This is a genomic window from Microbulbifer maximicatervae (SeqCode) (assembly GCF_052467065.1).
On record NZ_CP174299.1, the window covers coordinates 2,284,532 to 2,301,473 of the forward strand.

Annotated in this window: 17 protein-coding genes; 9 read left to right on the top strand and 8 right to left on the bottom strand. The window is 54.6% G+C overall.

Annotated features, from left to right (window positions below):
• Window positions 1-111: 111 nt before the first annotated feature.
• The 8 genes from ACJJI1_RS10045 to trpC all read left to right on the top strand — a co-directional run bounded on the left by ACJJI1_RS10045 (window position 112) and on the right by trpC (window position 7,704).
• Window positions 112-1,194 carry an aminoglycoside phosphotransferase family protein gene (locus ACJJI1_RS10045; RefSeq protein ID WP_444959249.1) on the top strand — a complete coding sequence of 361 codons (1,083 nt, stop codon included), beginning with the start codon at window positions 112-114 and terminating at the stop codon, window positions 1,192-1,194.
• A gap of 29 nt (window positions 1,195-1,223) precedes the next feature.
• On the top strand, window positions 1,224-1,931 hold the full coding sequence (locus ACJJI1_RS10050) for a nucleotidyltransferase family protein (protein WP_444959250.1): 708 nt from the start codon (window positions 1,224-1,226) through the stop codon (window positions 1,929-1,931).
• 19 nt (window positions 1,932-1,950) lie between these two features.
• Entirely contained in the window at window positions 1,951-2,613 is a 663-nt protein-coding gene (gene rpe / locus ACJJI1_RS10055; protein WP_444959251.1) for a ribulose-phosphate 3-epimerase, read from the top strand.
• A gap of 231 nt (window positions 2,614-2,844) precedes the next feature.
• Window positions 2,845-4,365, top strand: coding sequence for an anthranilate synthase component I (gene trpE, locus ACJJI1_RS10060; protein ID WP_444959252.1), 1,521 nt, complete (start codon window positions 2,845-2,847; stop codon window positions 4,363-4,365).
• Entirely contained in the window at window positions 4,352-5,215 is an 864-nt protein-coding gene (locus ACJJI1_RS10065; RefSeq protein WP_444895314.1) for an ion transporter, read from the top strand. Before trpE ends, ACJJI1_RS10065 begins: the two co-directional genes overlap by 14 nt.
• Window positions 5,212-5,790, top strand: a complete 579-nt coding sequence (locus ACJJI1_RS10070) for an anthranilate synthase component II (RefSeq protein WP_444912048.1) — start codon at window positions 5,212-5,214, stop codon at window positions 5,788-5,790. Before ACJJI1_RS10065 ends, ACJJI1_RS10070 begins: the two co-directional genes overlap by 4 nt.
• A 73-nt stretch (window positions 5,791-5,863) precedes the next feature.
• Window positions 5,864-6,913, top strand: a complete 1,050-nt coding sequence (gene trpD / locus ACJJI1_RS10075) for an anthranilate phosphoribosyltransferase (protein ID WP_444959253.1) — start codon at window positions 5,864-5,866, stop codon at window positions 6,911-6,913.
• Entirely contained in the window at window positions 6,907-7,704 is a 798-nt protein-coding gene (trpC, locus tag ACJJI1_RS10080; protein WP_444959378.1) for an indole-3-glycerol phosphate synthase TrpC, read from the top strand. Before trpD ends, trpC begins: the two co-directional genes overlap by 7 nt.
• Before the next feature lie 78 nt (window positions 7,705-7,782).
• Here the strand turns inward: trpC and crp are convergent, their stop codons facing one another.
• On the bottom strand, window positions 7,783-8,433 hold the full coding sequence (gene crp, locus ACJJI1_RS10085) for a cAMP-activated global transcriptional regulator CRP (protein WP_051089460.1): 651 nt from the start codon (window positions 8,431-8,433) through the stop codon (window positions 7,783-7,785).
• 301 nt (window positions 8,434-8,734) lie between these two features.
• Here crp and ACJJI1_RS10090 point away from each other — a divergent pair, with 301 nt between their 5' ends.
• Entirely contained in the window at window positions 8,735-9,142 is a 408-nt protein-coding gene (locus ACJJI1_RS10090; RefSeq protein WP_282934442.1) for an OsmC family protein, read from the top strand.
• 84 nt (window positions 9,143-9,226) lie between these two features.
• Here ACJJI1_RS10090 and coq7 read toward each other — a convergent pair whose 3' ends face one another.
• The 7 genes from coq7 to prmA form a co-directional block, all read right to left on the bottom strand.
• Window positions 9,227-9,871, bottom strand: a complete 645-nt coding sequence (coq7, locus tag ACJJI1_RS10095; protein ID WP_444959254.1) for a 2-polyprenyl-3-methyl-6-methoxy-1,4-benzoquinone monooxygenase — start codon at window positions 9,869-9,871, stop codon at window positions 9,227-9,229.
• 56 nt (window positions 9,872-9,927) lie between these two features.
• Window positions 9,928-11,232 (bottom strand): phosphoribosylamine--glycine ligase, encoded by a 1,305-nt coding sequence (gene purD, locus ACJJI1_RS10100; RefSeq protein WP_444959255.1) that lies wholly within the window; start codon window positions 11,230-11,232, stop codon window positions 9,928-9,930.
• 191 nt (window positions 11,233-11,423) lie between these two features.
• Complete coding sequence (purH, locus tag ACJJI1_RS10105; protein WP_444959256.1) at window positions 11,424-12,995, bottom strand: bifunctional phosphoribosylaminoimidazolecarboxamide formyltransferase/IMP cyclohydrolase; 1,572 nt, start codon at window positions 12,993-12,995, stop codon at window positions 11,424-11,426.
• Between the two features lie 143 nt (window positions 12,996-13,138).
• Window positions 13,139-13,447: a DNA-binding transcriptional regulator Fis gene (gene fis / locus ACJJI1_RS10110; protein ID WP_020411495.1), complete on the bottom strand. Its 309-nt coding sequence runs from the start codon at window positions 13,445-13,447 to the stop codon at window positions 13,139-13,141.
• The gene (gene dusB / locus ACJJI1_RS10115) at window positions 13,444-14,382 is read right to left on the bottom strand and encodes a tRNA dihydrouridine synthase DusB (protein WP_444959379.1); all 939 of its coding nucleotides are present in this window, start codon (window positions 14,380-14,382) and stop codon (window positions 13,444-13,446) included. Before dusB ends, fis begins: the two co-directional genes overlap by 4 nt.
• Window positions 14,383-14,641: 259 nt before the next feature.
• Window positions 14,642-15,877, bottom strand: coding sequence for a DUF3426 domain-containing protein (locus ACJJI1_RS10120; RefSeq protein WP_444959257.1), 1,236 nt, complete (start codon window positions 15,875-15,877; stop codon window positions 14,642-14,644).
• Window positions 15,878-15,952: 75 nt separating this feature from the next.
• Window positions 15,953-16,834, bottom strand: a complete 882-nt coding sequence (gene prmA, locus ACJJI1_RS10125) for a 50S ribosomal protein L11 methyltransferase (protein ID WP_444959258.1) — start codon at window positions 16,832-16,834, stop codon at window positions 15,953-15,955.
• Window positions 16,835-16,942 lie beyond the last annotated feature (108 nt).

Sequence of the window (16,942 nt, forward strand, 5' to 3'; positions counted from 1 at the left end):
GTGTTCTGTTTTTAGCTGAGGCAAAGTAGGGGCTCCAATAAATAGTGATGGCGTCTCTGGACGCAGAGAGGCTCGGGGTTAAAATGCAGCTAGTAACAGTTGGAATATAAGATGAGCCTAAGATCGAGCAGTGAAGTTGAGCAAGGGTGCGAGATCGACTCCGATCCCAGACGCAATGCCTTGAGTGAGTGGGTTGGCGTTGCCCTGGGTATGGAGGCTACGGCTGATTTATCGAGCCTGGCGGGAGATGCTGGATTTCGCCGTTATTTTCGCACTCTAACCGAGCCGTCACTGATAGCGGTAGATACTCCCCCCCAATTGACTAACCCCGCCCGCTTTGTGGCTTTGGCCGATTACTTACGCCGCAACGGTATCCATACGCCGATGGTGGTTGCTGCAGACACCGCAGAGGGGTACCTGCTGCTGGAAGATTTGGGGGATACCCAATTGTATAGCGTGCTCAACAGCGACAGTGTTGAGGGACTCTACGCAGAGGTAATGAGTGAACTTTTATGCCTGCAGCAAATCCCTTTTGAGGAACAATTATTCCCAGCTTATAGTCGGGAACTACTTCTTAAGGAAATGCAGGTTATGCCTGAGTGGCTGGTGCGAGAGCTACTTGGCTACCAGCTTTCAGAGCGGGAAGAAAAGCTGCTGGAGCAAACCTTTGAATTGCTGCTTAACAGTGCGGAGGAACAGCCTCACACTATTGTTCACCGGGATTACCACAGTCGCAACCTGATGATCCGCGACGGGGAAAGGCCGGGGATTGTCGATTTTCAAGACGCAGTGTGGGGGCCCGCCACCTACGATCTGGTGTCTCTGCTCAAAGATTGCTATATCCGTTGGCCCCGCGAGCGGGTAGAGCGCTGGGTGCTGGCTTACGTCGCGACCGCTGAAGCGGCGGGTGTTATGCAGCCTGTGGACCCACAACTTTATCTTCGTTGGTTCGACTGGATGGGGTTACAGCGTCATATTAAAGTGCTGGGTCTGTTCCCACGCCTCAGTCTGCGTGATGGGAAACAGGGATACTTACAGCACCTGCCGTTGGTGATTCGCTATGTTTTGGAAACCGCTGAGCGCTACCCAGAGCTGAAGCCGTTTACCGATTGGTTCAGTGGCACCTTGCTGCCGCAGATAGAGCCTTTGCCCTGGTACACCGATTACCGCTGTGCCGGTGACCAGCCGAAGTAGGCCGTACGAAAACTGTACAGATTAAATTAATGAGCAAACCCAAAGAGAATTCCCCTTTGACCGCCATGGTATTGGCAGCAGGTTTTGGGCGCCGTATGCGCCCACTGACGGACCAAACTCCAAAGCCTCTGTTGCCGATTGCCGGTAAGCCCCTGATTGAATATGCAATTGAGCGCTTGGCAGCTATTGGTGTGCAAAAGGTCGTGATTAACCTGGGCTACTTGGGACCCAAAATTCGTCAGCAGCTCGGTTCTGGTTCCCGCTGGGGGTTAGATATTCACTACTCCGTTGAGCATGAGGAGGAGCCACTGGAAACTGCCGGTGGGATTCTCAAGGCGCTGCCACTGATCGGCGACTCATCATTTCTAGTGGTTAATGGTGATGTCTGGTGTGACTATGACCTGTCGCAATGGATCGAGAGGCCGCTGCCGGAGTCTTGCCCTGGACGCCTTTTGATGGTCCCTAATCCTCCCCATAACCCCGATGGAGATTTTGGCATAGAGGGCGGCTTGCTGTCGGGTACAGCCAAGCCCCGCTATACCTTTGCGGGTATTAGCTGGCTGAGAGCTGAAACTCTCACCGAATACCCTAAGCGCCGCGAGTGCTTCGGGCTTGGGGAAGTGTTCATCTTTAATGAGGATAAGCTACAAGCTGAACTCTATGAGGGGGACTGGTGCGATGTGGGAACCCCCGAGCGCCTGGAAAATTTAGATCGCCGACTGACTGGCGAAAGTTGAGTTACCAAAGGATATTTTGATGTCAGATTACAAGATCGCCCCCTCTATTCTCTCCGCAGATTTCGCACGTTTGGGTGAGGAAGTGGACAATGTTTTGGCAGCCGGAGCGGACTGGGTGCATTTTGATGTGATGGACAATCACTATGTGCCAAATCTCACGATTGGCCCTATGGTATGCCAGGCCCTGCGCAAACACGGTGTTGGGGCTCCGATTGATGTGCACCTGATGGTGGAGCCGGTGGATGAAATGATTCGCATGTTCGCCGATGCCGGAGCTACCTATATTACGTTCCACCCAGAAGCCTCTCGTCACCCGGACCGCTCCCTACAATTGATCCGCAGTCTCGGCTGTAAAGCCGGGCTGGTGTTCAATCCAGCCAGTGGCCTCGATGCGGCCAAGTATGTAATGGATAAGCTGGATATGATCCTGCTGATGTCGGTGAACCCGGGCTTTGGTGGGCAGAAGTTTATCCCCAATACCCTGACCAAGTTAAAAGAAGCCCGCAAGTTGATTGATGAGTCTGGGTTTGATATTCGCCTTGAGATCGACGGCGGTGTGAATCGCGACAATATTGCCGAAATTGCTGCAGCTGGAGCAGATACCTTTGTCGCTGGGTCTGCCATATTCAATACTCCGGACTACGCTGAAGTGATTGCAGCTATGCGTAAGAGTTTGGCTTAATTTACAAAACTGGCGGGCAATCTCTTGCCCGCCATAGACGGGATTTGTTAACTTGTGCGCCTGCACTGAGGGAATTTCCGTGAACCACTCTTTCTCCCTGACAAACAGTTGGCGATGGCGCCACTGACCTGCTGAGGCCCAATCGAGTTTGGCGATTGAGGCACCTTTCCCGTGGGCGCTGCTTATACTCTGGCGCCAATCATAAAGAATGAAAAATTGATCGGAGTCTCCATGACCCCTACTGAATACGCTCAACTTGCGTCTGAGGGTTATAACCGTATCCCCCTGGTAAGGCGCGTACTGGCGGATATTGAAACGCCACTGTCCACCTATTTGAAACTGGCCGGAGGCCGTTACAGCTATTTGCTGGAATCGGTTCAGGGCGGGGAGAAATGGGGGCGCTATTCCATTATTGGTTTACCTGCGCGGACTTTGCTCAGGGTTAAGGGCACTGACATCACCGTGGAAACTGATGGTGAGGTTGTAGAGAGCCACAGCGCCGCCGACCCTCTGGAGTTTGTTGAACAGTTTCAGCAGCGCTATCAGGTGCCTGAATTAGCGGATCTGCCCCGTTTTAACGGCGGGCTGGTGGGCTATTTTGGCTATGACTGCGTGCGCTATATCGAACCGCGTCTGGCCGCCAGTACTCCGCCGGATACCCTGGGTAACCCGGATATCCTGTTGATGGTCAGCGATGAATTGGTGGTTTTTGACAATCTTGCCGGTGCGGTAATTCTGATTGTCCACGCAAATACCGCTGAAGAAGCAGCCTATGAAAAAGCCCAGCAGCGCCTGGACCAATTGGTTGGCCAGTTAGCGCAACCGCTGCCGGATACTGTGCCCCTCGATTTGCATGGGCGCGGCATTGATGAGAGCGAATTCCAATCCCACTTTGGCGAGGACAACTTTAAGCGCGCAGTAGACCGGGTTAAAGAGTATGTGCTTGCCGGTGATGTGATGCAGGTGGTGCCCTCCCAGCGCCTGTCTGCGCCTTTCGATGCGCCGCCACTCAATTTTTACCGTGCTTTACGCAGTTTGAACCCTTCGCCGTATATGTATTTCCTCGATCTGGGTGACCACCATGTAGTGGGCTCCAGCCCAGAAATTTTGGTGCATTTAGAAGAGGGAGAAATGACTGTGCGACCTCTGGCGGGAACCCGCCATCGGGGAGCCACTGAGGAGGAGGATCTTGCCCTGGAGGAAGAGCTGTTGGCAGATCCCAAAGAACTCGCCGAACATCTGATGCTGATTGACCTGGGGCGCAATGATATCGGCAGGGTGGCTGATACTGGCAGTGTTAAAGTCACCGACCAAATGTTTGTCGAGCGCTATTCCCACGTGATGCATATCACCTCCAATGTTGTCGGCCGGTTAAAGCCGGGCCTCACCGCCATGGACGCTCTGCGCGCGGCACTGCCGGCTGGTACCCTGTCGGGCGCCCCCAAGATTCGCGCTATGGAAATTATCGATGAGCTGGAGCCAGAAAAGCGTGGCATTTACGGTGGGGCGGTTGGCTACCTGGCTTGGAATGGCAATATGGATACCGCTATCGCCATTCGTACAGCAGTTATCAAGGATGGCCGACTATATGTGCAGGCGGGAGCTGGCCTGGTGGCGGACTCCGATCCGCAGTCAGAGTGGAATGAAACAATGAATAAGGCCCGAGCGCTTTTCCGCGCTGCCGGTATGGCGCTGGCCAAGAGTAGTAAGAGTAGTGACCCTTTAAAGATCGAGCAAGATGAGCGAAGTTAGTATTTCTCAAAAGTTGACCCTGGCTGAACGCTGCGAGCGAGTTGTCGCAGCGCCGTTATTTAACCAAATCATTATCGGAATGATTCTGCTCAATGCCGTCGCTGTTGGGTTAGAGACTTCCACTTGGGTGACGGAGCGCTTTGGTACGCTGCTGGGCGCTATTAATCAACTGATTCTCGCCTCATTTGTTATTGAGGCGCTGGTTAAAATTTTTGCCCATGGGGCCCGTCCCTGGCGTTACTTTGCCAGTGGTTGGAATTGCTTTGATTTTACTATTATTGCACTGAGTTTGATTCCTGCTACAGGGCCGCTAGCTACCCTGGCGCGCTTGGTGCGGGTATTAAGGGTTTTGCGGCTGGTGTCTGCATTCCCGGAACTCCGCACACTGGTGGACACGCTTTTGCGCAGTTTGCCAAGCATGATGCACATTGCTTTGTTGATGAGCATCATTTTCTATATCTATGGTGTAGCGGGTTATTTCCTATTTCACGATATTGATCCAACTCACTGGCGCACTTTACCCATCGCATTTTTGAGTTTATTCCGCATTGTCACCTTCGAGGACTGGACGGATATTATGTATACCGCGATGGATTCGATGCCTTGGGCCTGGCTTTACTTCGTCAGCTTTGTGGTCATGGGGGCGTTCGTAATGATTAACCTCTTTATCGGTGTAGTCTTGAATAACCTGGAAGAGGCCAAATTGCGACGTATGGATGAAATGTGTCTGCCTCCAAGCCAGACCGAAATCCTGCGCGAACTCCGCGCGACCCAGGCCTCTCTCGCACGCCTGCAAAAAAGAATGGAAGAATCCACTTATCAACCAGAGGCTAAGGGGGCCGCGCAATGATTTTAATGATCGATAACTACGACTCCTTTACCTGGAATGTAGTGCAGTACCTGGAAGAGCTGGGTGCAAAAGTGGTGGTGAAACGCAACGACGAAATTACCCTAGATGAAGTCGAGGCAATGGCGCCAGAGAAAATCGTGATTTCGCCGGGTCCCTGTACTCCCAATGAGGCGGGTATTTCTCTCGATACCATTCGCCGTTTTGCCGGCAGTATCCCTATTTTGGGTATTTGTTTGGGGCACCAGAGTATTGGCCAGGTCTTCGGTGGCAGGGTAGTTCGTGCCCGGCAGGTTATGCACGGCAAAACATCCCCTATAGTGCACAACAACTTGGGGGTGTTCCACGGTTTGTCCAACCCATTTGAGGCGACTCGCTATCACTCACTGGTAGTGGAGAAAAGCAGTTTACCGGAATGCCTGGAGATCACTGCCTGGACTGAGACAGAGGATGGTGAAATTGACGAGATCATGGGCGTGAAGCACCGGGAATTAGCAGTAGAAGGGGTGCAATTTCATCCTGAGTCAATTCTCACCATGCACGGTCACGATATGTTGAGAAACTTTATCGAGTCTTGAGGGCCGGAAGAACAAGTGCGCGGCGGGCAGGTCCCGCCAGAATCAATAACCAGAGTGGGGCAAAGGGGGAAAAATGAATATTCAACAGGCCATTGCCAAACTGGTGGATGGCGAACACCTTACTCGTGAAGAAATGCGCGAAACCGTGGGCCAGATTATGCATGGCGAAGCGCTGGAGTCACAGATAGGCGCACTCCTTATAGCACTGCGTATACGCGGTGAGACAGTCGATGAAATTGTCGGCGCAGTGGAAACCATGCGTGAGCTGGCGGTAAAGGTTGAGCTCGACCTGGAAAACACAGTTGATATTGTCGGCACCGGCGGCGATGGCGCCAATCTGTTTAACGTGTCCAGTGCGAGCAGCTTTGTGGCCGCTGCTGCCGGAGCTAAGGTAGCCAAGCATGGCAATCGCTCCGTGTCGTCCAGTAGTGGTTCTGCGGACCTGCTTGAGCACGCCGGCGTATTTTTGGAATTGAGTCCCTCGCAGATGGCGCGTTGCGTAGAGACTATCGGTATTGGCTTTATGTTTGCGCCCAGCTTTCACAATGCGATGCGCCACGTTGGCCCATCGCGCAAGGCGCTGGGACTGCGTACCATCTTCAATTTACTCGGGCCGATGACAAATCCGGCGGGAGTAAAGCGCAAAGTAATCGGTGTGTATGACAAGCGCTACTGCCGCCTGTTGGCTGAAGTTTTGCAAAAGCTCGGTTCAGAGCATGTGCTGATTTTACATAGTGAAGACGGGCTCGATGAAGCCAGTATTGCTGCGGATACCTTTGCTGTGGAATTAAAGGATGGTGCCTTGCAGGAATATACCCTCAAGCCTGAAGACTTTGGCTTGCAGCGCCGTGACCTCTCTGATCTTAGTGTTTCTGGTTCCGAGGATTCCCTGGCCCTGATTCGCGATGCGCTGGGTAAGCGCAATACTGAGGCGGGGCAAAAAGCCGCGGATATTATTGCGCTTAACGCAGGCCTGGCAATTTATGTCAGCGGCGTTGCGCACTCTGCAGAGCAAGGTGTCGCTATGGCACAAGATGCTATCGACAGCGGTCTCGCCGGAGAGAAAATTAACGATCTTGCCGCGTTTACCAGTGCGTTTCGCCCAGAGGAAATTCAATCGTGAGTACACCGACCATTTTAAAAACAATTGTCGAGCGCAAGTGGCAAGAGGTTGCTGAGCGCAAGGCTGAGTGCTCCACCAACGAAGTTCGCCTTCGCGCCAGGGATCAGGAACCGGCGAGAGGCTTTGTCGATGCAGTGGATCGCAAGATTTCCACTGGTGAGGCTGCAGTAATTGCCGAAATTAAAAAAGCCTCTCCCAGTAAAGGCGTGATTCGCGAGGATTTCCTTCCTGCAGAAATTGCTACCAGCTATGAAAAAGGTGGCGCGGCTTGTCTGTCAGTACTAACCGATGTCGACTTTTTTCAGGGCGCAGATAATTACTTGCAGCAGGCCCGAGATGCCGTACGCCTACCGGTGCTGCGCAAGGACTTTACCGTTGATCCCTACCAAATCTATGAAGCTCGCGCGATTGGGGCCGACTGTATTTTGCTGATTGCAGCCTGCCTGGAAGATCCACAGATGGCGGATCTCAACGGGCTCGCTTTGGAGTTGGGTTTGGATGTCTTGGTGGAAGTGCATAACCACAAGGAGTTGGAGAGGGCCCTGGCATTACCTAACCGCTTAATCGGCATCAATAATCGCAATCTGCACACTTTCGATGTGCAGCTGGAAAATACCTTTAAGTTACTGGACTTGATCCCCGAAGACCGTCTTGTGGTCACGGAAAGTGGTATTCATACCACAGATGATGTTGCGGCGATGCGCGGTCATAACGTCAATGCTTTCCTGGTGGGAGAGGCCTTTATGCGGGAGGAGGAGCCGGGCAGGAAACTGATGGAAATGTTTAACTGACCGCTTACTCCAGTAGCAGAAATAAAAAAGGGCGATGTAAAAATCGCCCTTTTTTTATGCGGTGTATTTATTCGGTTACTAGCGGGTACCGTACACCACCATGGTTTTACCTTTAACGGAAACCAGGCCCTGTTCTTCCAGGGTTTTTAATACGCGGCCCACCATTTCCCGGGAGCAGCCGACGATACGGCCAATTTCCTGGCGGGTGATTTTTATTTGCATGCCCTCGGGGTGAGTCATTGCATCCGGCTCATTGCAGAGATCGAGCAGGGTGCGAGCGACACGTCCGGTCACATCGAGGAAGGCGAGATCGCCAACTTTGCGCGTGGTGTTGCGCAGGCGGCCTGCCATTTGGGTGGCCAGGGCAAAAAGAAACTCTGGGTGCTGGCGAGTGAGTTCCTGGAACTTGGTGTAGGAGATTTCTGCCACCTCACACTCGGTTTTGGTGCGGACCCAGGCACTGCGGGTGTCCTGATCGAACAGGCCCATCTCACCGAAAAAGTCTCCGTCGTTGAGGTAGGCAACGATCATTTCGCGGCCTTCATCGTCCTCAATCAGAACTGTAACGGAACCGCGCATAATGAAATAAAGGGATTCACAGCGGTCGCCAGCATAGATAATTGTGCTCTTGGCCGGGTAGCGACGCCGGTGGCAGTGGGCCAGAAAGTCTTCAATATTGCCGATAGTCATGGGGTCTTCGATAGCAACCGTCACGGATTTATTCCTCATTTTTTGTCTTGTGCTCTATCCCGGCTTTAGCAGCTGAGCACTATTGAATTATCGCGCGAAAACAAAATCCCCAACAGGGGCTGACCGCGGCAAAGTTCCGCAGTGTGACCTGTGACACTATGGCACTGGGTCGCTTGGACTTCATAAACCACGATGCGTTCATAGAAAAAGCATTTGATCGTGCGTCATTCGGCTTTCGCGCGGAGGCGTACCAGACACTATACCGGAAACATACAGGTGCCGGGATAGACTTCGCCAATATGCTAAGCTTCGCCGCTGAAGTTTTAATGGGAGTGGAGTGATGCAGGGTAAAGTAACCTGGGTAAATGATTTAACCTTCGTCGGTGAAGCTGGCAGCGGTAATTCGGTAGTGATGGAAGGCGGCCGCACAAATAATGGTGTGCGCCCGATGGAAATGATTTTGCTGGGCGTCGGTGGCTGCGCGGCTTACGATGTGGTGAGTATTTTACAGAAGGCGAGACAAGACATTATTTCCTGTCATTGTGAACTGGAAGGTGTGCGCCCGGATACAACCCCATCGCCGTTTGAGCGAATTGAAATGAAGTTTGTAGTGCGCGGTCGCGGATTGAAGGAATCCCATGTTGCCCGTGCAGTGGAACTCTCCGCAGAGAAATACTGCTCAGGCTCCATCATGTTGCGCAATGCGGGCGTCGAGATTGTGCACAGCTACAGCGTTGAAGAAGCTTGAAAGGAAATTAGCTGGGAGGAAAGGGAGGATACTGGGCGTAACCTCCCTAAAATCCAAGTCGTTTTAGTGAGTGAAGAGTAACGGTCAGATTTTATAACTGGCTGAAGTCATTACTTTGGATACCAGAGACATCACTCCTTTTACCGGAGCGGGGAAGCGGGCACCACCGGCGGCCAGTGCGGCGTGGGCGTGCTCGTCTTCGTCAATTAACATCTGTTCCACTACCGCACGGCTTCTCTTGTCGTCGGCGGGAAGCTTTTCGAGGTGGCTCTCAAGATGTTTACACACCTGGTCTTCCGTAGCGGCCACAAAACCGAGGCTGATTCGGTCGCTGATTTTCCCGGCGGCGGCGCCGAGCCCAAAGGACATGCCATACCACAGCGGGTTGAGTAGGCTGGGGCGGCTGTCCAATTCCTTCAAGCGTTGTTCACACCAGGCCAGATGGTCGATCTCCTCATCGGCAGCGCGCTCCATTTCTCCCCGCACCTCGGGCAGCTTGGCGGTCAGGGCCTGGCCCTGGTAGAGCGCCTGAGCGCAGACTTCACCGCTATGGTTGACCCGCATAAGGCCAGCGGCGTGTTTGCGTTCGCTGTCGGTGAGGTCTGTCTCGGCTTCACCCTTCGCCGGGGATGCCCGGCCGTGGCAGGGTTCACCGGGACTCAGGGTGCGCAGAGCCCGATCCGCTTGAATTAACAGGCGGTCGAGTCCGTTGAGGCTGCGTTTACTCATAGTATTCTGCTCCCTGTGGAAGGCGACCGCTGATGAGCGGCCGCCGATGCCAGCTGTTAGTCCTGCTGCTCTGCAGAAACCTTTTCTCTTTCGACAGCGCGGTAGCCGATATCTTTCCGGAAGAATACACCGTCCCAGTAGATAGCCCGAGCTGATTCATAGGCATTATCCTGAGCTTCAGCGACGGTATCCCCTAATGCTGTGGCGCACAACACCCGGCCACCATTGGTGACTACGCGCTCACCATCCAGTGCGGTACCGGCGTGGAAGACCTTGGCGTTGTCACCGTCTGCTTTGTCCAGGCCGCTGATGGCGTCGCCCTTGCGGTAGCTGCCGGGATAGCCGTGCGCGGCAAGTACCACACCCAGGGCTGGGCGGGGATCCCACTCAGCAGTGACAGTGTCCAGTTTCTTGTCCAGAGCAGCCATGCACAGGTCGACCAGGTCTGATTTCAGGCGAATCATAATTGGCTGGGTTTCCGGATCGCCAAAGCGGCAGTTGTACTCGATAACCTTCGGAGTACCGTCGCTGTCGATCATCAGGCCGGCGTAAAGGAAACCGGTGTAGGGCGTACCCTCAGAGGTCAGGCCTTTAACGGTGGGTTCGATTACTTCTTGCATAATGCGCTGGTAAATGGTGTCAGTCACTACTGGTGCAGGGGAGTAGGCACCCATACCGCCTGTATTGGGGCCGGTATCGCCATCGCCAACGCGCTTGTGATCCTGGCTGGTGGCCATCGGCAGGATGTTTTCACCATCCACCATCACGATAAAGCTCGCTTCCTCACCCTGGAGGAACTCCTCGATAACCACGCGGCAGCCGGCTTCACCAAAGGCGTTTCCAGACAGCATATCGCGTACAGCGAGCTCAGCCTGCTCTTCGGTTTCGGCAACGATTACACCCTTGCCCGCAGCCAAGCCGTCGGCTTTAACCACGATGGGCGCGCCGCGCTCGCGAATGTAGGCAACCGCCGGCTCCACTTCGGTGAAATTGCGGTAGGCAGCGGTGGGGATTTTGTGGCGCTCGAGAAAGTCCTTGGTAAAGGCTTTGGAGCCCTCCAGTTGGGAGGCGCCTTTGCTGGGGCCAAAAATGGCGAGGCCACGGGCATTAAAGAAATCGACAACACCCTCTACCAGCGGTGCTTCCGGGCCGACAATAGTTAGTTCTACGCCGTTTTCCTCAGCGAAATCTGCCAGGGCGGCGAAGTTATCCACACCGATTGCGATATTTTCCAGCTTGGGTTCGCGGGCAGTGCCGGCGTTGCCCGGGGCAACGTAGACGGTGCCGACATTTGGGTTTTGCGCTGCTTTCCACGCCAGGGCGTGCTCGCGGCCACCTGATCCGATAACCAATACGTTCATTCTTAAATCCCCCTAAGTCGACCGATCCGGTCCATTGCACAGGTTATAGGTGTGCTAGTTTAACGTGGAATTGATTCTGGGGCCTGAGTCTCGCCCCTGGATTCAAATGATTTGTGCGGGCTGGGAAGTATCGATACTTCCCAGCCCGTTGATCATAGCCCGCAGCAATAAGCATTTGCGGGCGTACAATCTTAGTGGCGGAAGTGGCGCATACCGGTAAATACCATGGCCATATTGTGCTCGTCCGCTGCGGCGATCACTTCTTCATCGCGCATGGAGCCGCCGGGCTGGATGACCGCCTGGATTCCCACAGCGGCAGCATTATCGATGCCGTCGCGAAAGGGGAAGAAGGCATCGGAAGCCATAACGGATCCTGCAACGGCGAGGCCGGCGTGCTCAGCCTTGATCGCGGCGATACGCGCGGAGTTTACGCGGCTCATCTGGCCTGCGCCTACGCCCACAGTGCGACCGTCTTTGCCGTATACGATGGCATTGGATTTTACGAACTTGGCCACTTTCCAGGTAAACAGCAGATCGCGGATTTCCTCTTCAGTGGGCTGGCGCTTGGAGACCACTTTCAGGTCGGCAGCGGTGATCAGGCCGTCGTCGCGGTCCTGAACCAGCAGGCCGCCATTAACGCGCTTGTAGTCCAGCGCCGGGGTACGCTCGCTGTTCCACTGGCCGCATACCAGCAGGCGCAGGTTCTTCTTCTCGGCAACGGCTTGTTTGGCCTCTTCGGAGACTGACGGTGCGATGATGACTTCAACAAACTGTCGCTCGACGATAGCGCGGGCAGTGGCGCCATCGAGTTCCCGGTTGAAAGCGATGATACCGCCAAAGGCGGATTCGCTGTCGGTAGCGAAAGCCAGGTCGTAGGCCGTGCGAATATCTTCAGCGATCGCCACACCACAGGGGTTGGCGTGTTTAACGATCACACAGGCGGGTTGCTCGAAGGACTTAACGCACTCCAGTGCGGCATCGGTATCGGCGATATTGTTGTAGGACAGCTCTTTGCCCTGCAGCTGGGTGGCAGTGGAAATACTGGCCTCAGCTGGGTTGGCTTCGGTATAGAAAGCGGATTTCTGGTGCGGGTTCTCACCGTAGCGCAGATCCAGTTTCTTGATAAATTGGCTGTTGTAGGTGCGCGGGAACAGCTGCTTTTCTTCGCCTTTAATGGCGCCCAGGTAATTGGCAATAGCGCCGTCGTAGCCCGCAGTGTGTTCGAAGGCTTTTACCGCCAGATCAAAGCGGCTGGCGTGGCTCAGGGCACCATCGTTAGCTTTCATCTCCTCGATGATATTGCCGTAATCGCTGGCATTGACCACGATAGTGACATCTTTGTAGTTCTTGGCGGCAGCGCGAACCATGGTAGGGCCGCCGATATCGATGTTCTCGATAGCGTCTTCGAGGGAACAGTCGGGCTTGGCAACGGTTTGAGCGAAGGGGTAGAGGTTAACCACCACCATATCGATCGGGGTGATACCGTGCTCGCCCATGATGGCATCATCGGTACCACGGCGCCCCAGAATGCCACCGTGTACTTTCGGGTGCAGAGTTTTGACACGGCCGTCCATCATTTCGGGGAAGCCGGTGTAGTCGGAAACTTCTACCACGGGAATACCCGCTTCCTTGAGCTGGCGGTGGGTTCCGCCGGTGGAAAGAATCTCAACCCCCATTGCGGAGAGCTGTTGAGCGAACTCTACAATGCCACTCTTGTCAGAGACACTAATTAGAGCGCGGCGGATGGAAACCTTGTCTGTCATTGCACTTGATCCAACTGGTTTTCGAAAAGGATGTTTAAAGGGTTTTAGCGGTTGTCCACTGTGGCAACAAAAACGCTGCCGGGAAAATAGCGAAGGGGGATGAGTTACCTCATCCCCCTTCAAAATTTCGCTCGGTGGGAAGCTTACAGAAGGCCGTAGCGCTTCAGCTTCTTGCGCAAGGTGCCACGGTTGAGACCCAGTAATTGCGCGGCGCGGGTCTGGTTGTGGCGGGTGTACTTCATCACCACTTCGAGCATGGGCGCTTCGATCTCCGACAGCACCATGTCGTAGACATCGGTTACCATCTGGCCATCCAGGTGGCGGAAGTAGTTCTCCATTGCGTGCTCGACGGCATCGCGCAGGGACTGCTGCTGTGGCTGTGCCAGTTGAGTCTGTCCCCTGGAGGATACTTCTTCATTGCCAGTATCCGGAATTAATACTTCGTTGTTCATGCCGCTTGTGCCCCTCTCGTTATTCGGCGTTCAAACCACTCGTGAACGCTGGCATGTTGTACTTCTGCACTCTCTATTTGGAAAAAGGTCTTGCGGAAGGACTCGCTATCCGCGAGCGTCTTCAAGTACCAGCTCACATGTTTGCGAGCGATACGGACCCCCATCACTTCACCGTAGAATCGGTGTAGCTCGCCCAAATGGGCGAGCAAAATATTCCTGACTTCATCCAATGTCGGTTCGGGTAGCCGCTCGCCAGTGGCGAGATAGTGGGCTATTTCCCGAAAAATCCATGGTCGTCCCTGTGCTGCACGGCCAATCATGACCGCCGATGCGCCAGTGTAATCGAGCACCTCTCGGGCTCTCTCAGCACTGCAGATGTCGCCATTGGCAAAAACCGGGATTTTTACCCTGGATACAATTTCGGCAATGGTATCGAATTCAGCCTGTCCGTGGTAGCCACAGGCGCGAGTGCGACCGTGAACCGCCAGTGCAGCGATCCCGGAATCCTCGGCCATTTTGGCTACAGTGACGCCATTGCGGGAATCCGGGCACCAGCCGGTGCGGATCTTCAGCGTCACCGGGACGGAAACAGACTGGACCACGGCTTGAAGAATATCCGCTACCAGCTTTTCATCCCGCAGCAGGGCGGAGCCCGCTGCTTTCTTACACACCTTTTTTGCCGGGCAACCCATATTAATATCGATGATTTGCGCGCCGCGACGAGCATTCTCCCGAGCGGCTTCCGCCATCATCTCAGGATCACCGCCGGCGATCTGCACCGATATGGGCGCCGCTTCGCCACCGTGATCCAGGCGCAAGCGGGACTTGCGGCTGTTCCACAGGCGAGTGTCCGAGGTCACCATCTCCGAAACCACCAAACCGGCGCCGAGTTCTCGGCACAGCTGGCGGAAGGGGCGGTCGGTGACACCGGCCATGGGCGCCAGAATTACCGGGTTGTCGATAATATAGGGGCCAATGGCAGTAGACACGGTAGCTCCATTTGGGCTGTAGGAAGGGCAATCTGTGCCCCGGCAAAACAGCCGCCTATGATAGCGGCTGGCCCGTTAATGGCAAAGCGAAAAAGCGGGCAATTTGATCGAACACTGTTCATTTAGCCTGCTGAATGCGCAGCTTTGGTTGTTTATGGCGCCAAAACCCCTTTGCTAAAAACTTGGCCGGGGTACTTGTGTGCGCTTAGTGAGTGATGTTCAGTTCGTAGTTTACCGCTTCTGCACCGGGGTCAACCACCTCAATCGCGATATGAATGGGGCTGTCCTGGGGCATTAGTTTGCGTCCGGCCAACTCCCCCTGTAGGTACTCGTTCGGGGTAAACCGGCGACTGGCCACAGCCTTGTCCTTCAGGTCGCTGAAGTTCAGCAACAGGTTGGGGAAGGGTTGTGCGTAGGGGGCGGTATTTAGCAGCACTGCATCCACTACCAGGGCGCCCTGCAGCTGCGGGTGGGTACGCACCATTAAGTTTGTGGCCTGGATCGCCCGGGTATCTTTTAGTTGGGGTAAAGTGCAGCCGAATAGTGGGCAGGCGGCAGCATAGAAGTCGCGCCAGGGCTGTTTGCGGCTGAGGCTATCGAACTGGAAGTATGCAACCTGAATCACTATGCCGAGGATCGATAGGGGAATCAATGCACGCCACAGCCAGGGAGAGGCTGTGCGTTTCTTTTTGGGGACTCCCCACGACATCTCCACAGGCGCGGGCTGGATGGCTGAGATCAATTGCTCCCGCTGGGGCTCTTCAGCAGTGGTAGATTCGCCACCGAAGTAAGGCTCCTGGCGGCTTTCCTCAGTGGGGGGAGGTGTATCTACAGACTCGGTTGATACTGCAGGCTCATTGTTGTCCCAGGGCGGTTCTTCAGCGAGGGAGCTAGAGGTTTCAAACTCCGGTACTTCAGGTTGGCCGTTGTACTCAGGCGAAGGGTCAGAATCAAAATCAGGAAGTTCTTCCCAGTCCGGCTTGAGGATTTTATCCAGGTCCTCTTCGGGTTCTGCTTCCTCTTCGGTGTGAGATGCTTCCAGCTCCTGCCACTCATGGTCGCCAAAGGCGTCACCAATTAATTCCTGCGCTGCTGCACTATATTCTTTTGGTTCAGATTTGGGCGCGCTGTCAGGTGCACTCTCACTGGTTGCACTCTCCTGACTGGTAGTTTGATCCACAGCTGGTGGAGATGGCGGGGTGGCGGGTTCGTCCTCGTCGAACTCGATATCGTCGTGGATCAGGAAGTCATCATCTTCCAGCAAGGCCTCCAAATCATTGCGGCTCTCGCTATCACTTTCTGAGAAAACGATATTTTCGTCTGCGCGAAACACCTGCAGGCAAGACCCACAGCGAACGGCGCCGCGGGCAGCGCGCAGTTGCTGGTCATTAATATGAAATGATGTGCTGCAATGAGGGCAGCGGGTTACCAGTTGAGACATTCGACTAGAGCGCAGTTTATTTAGCAGCCAAGTTTATCAGCCCAAAAGGGTCCCGCGTAGTGCTCGGGAGCGCATTTAGCGCACCCGCTTGCCTGTCAGTCTGACCCATCCCTCGTGTTCGCCGTCAGAATCGAACTCAATCCATTCGCTGTAAGCATTTTTCACCTGCTCTGCCTGGGAACTTAGGATGCCGGACAGGCAGATTTTTCCGCCCAATTGAGTGAGTTGTATCAATTGAGGGGCGAGTTCTACCAGGGGGCCGGCGAGGATATTGGCCAACATAACATCGGCGGCTTCGCTCGGCATTTGTTCTGGCAGGTAGACCGGGAAGCGCTCGGGGTCTATGCCGTTGCGCTGGGCATTGTCGCGACTGGCGATCAATGCCTGGGGATCGATATCGGTGCCGAGAACTCGCTCTGCTCCCAGTAGTAGTGCGCTAATCCCCAGAATGCCCGAGCCGCAACCGAAGTCGATGGCACTCTTACCTGCGAGCTCCTGCTGCGCCAACCATTGCAGGCATAGGAAAGTAGTTGGGTGCGTGCCAGTGCCGAAGGCTAGGCCCGGATCGAGCAGCAGGTTCACGGCGTCCGGTTGTGGTGGCTCACACCAGCTGGGGCAGATCCACAAATTGGGGCCGCACTGGATGGGTTTGTAGTGGGTCATCCACTCCCGCTCCCAATCCTTGTCCTCAAGTTGCTCCCAGCGGGCATTGGGCAGTATTTCGCATAGGAAGGAAGCTGCTTTTGCCTCGGTAACTGAGGTGTCGACTTCCGCATCGAACAACCCGGTAACCCGTGTTTGCTCCCATAGGGGCACTTCTCCGAGCCCGGGTTCAAGGATCGGTTGGTCAGCGTTGTCTTGCAGGGTGACAGATACGGCACCGGCAAAAAGCAGTGCGTCTTCGATTTTTTCCGCGTGATCACGGTCGGTGTCCACGCGGAGTTGTAGCCAGGGCATAATTATTCCGGAAATGTTGTAGCGATGTTTACGGCATTGTTGCGGCCGGGCCGCACTCAGATAACGACGGTTGCCACGCCATCCTTGGCAAGGTTCAGTGTCGTTATG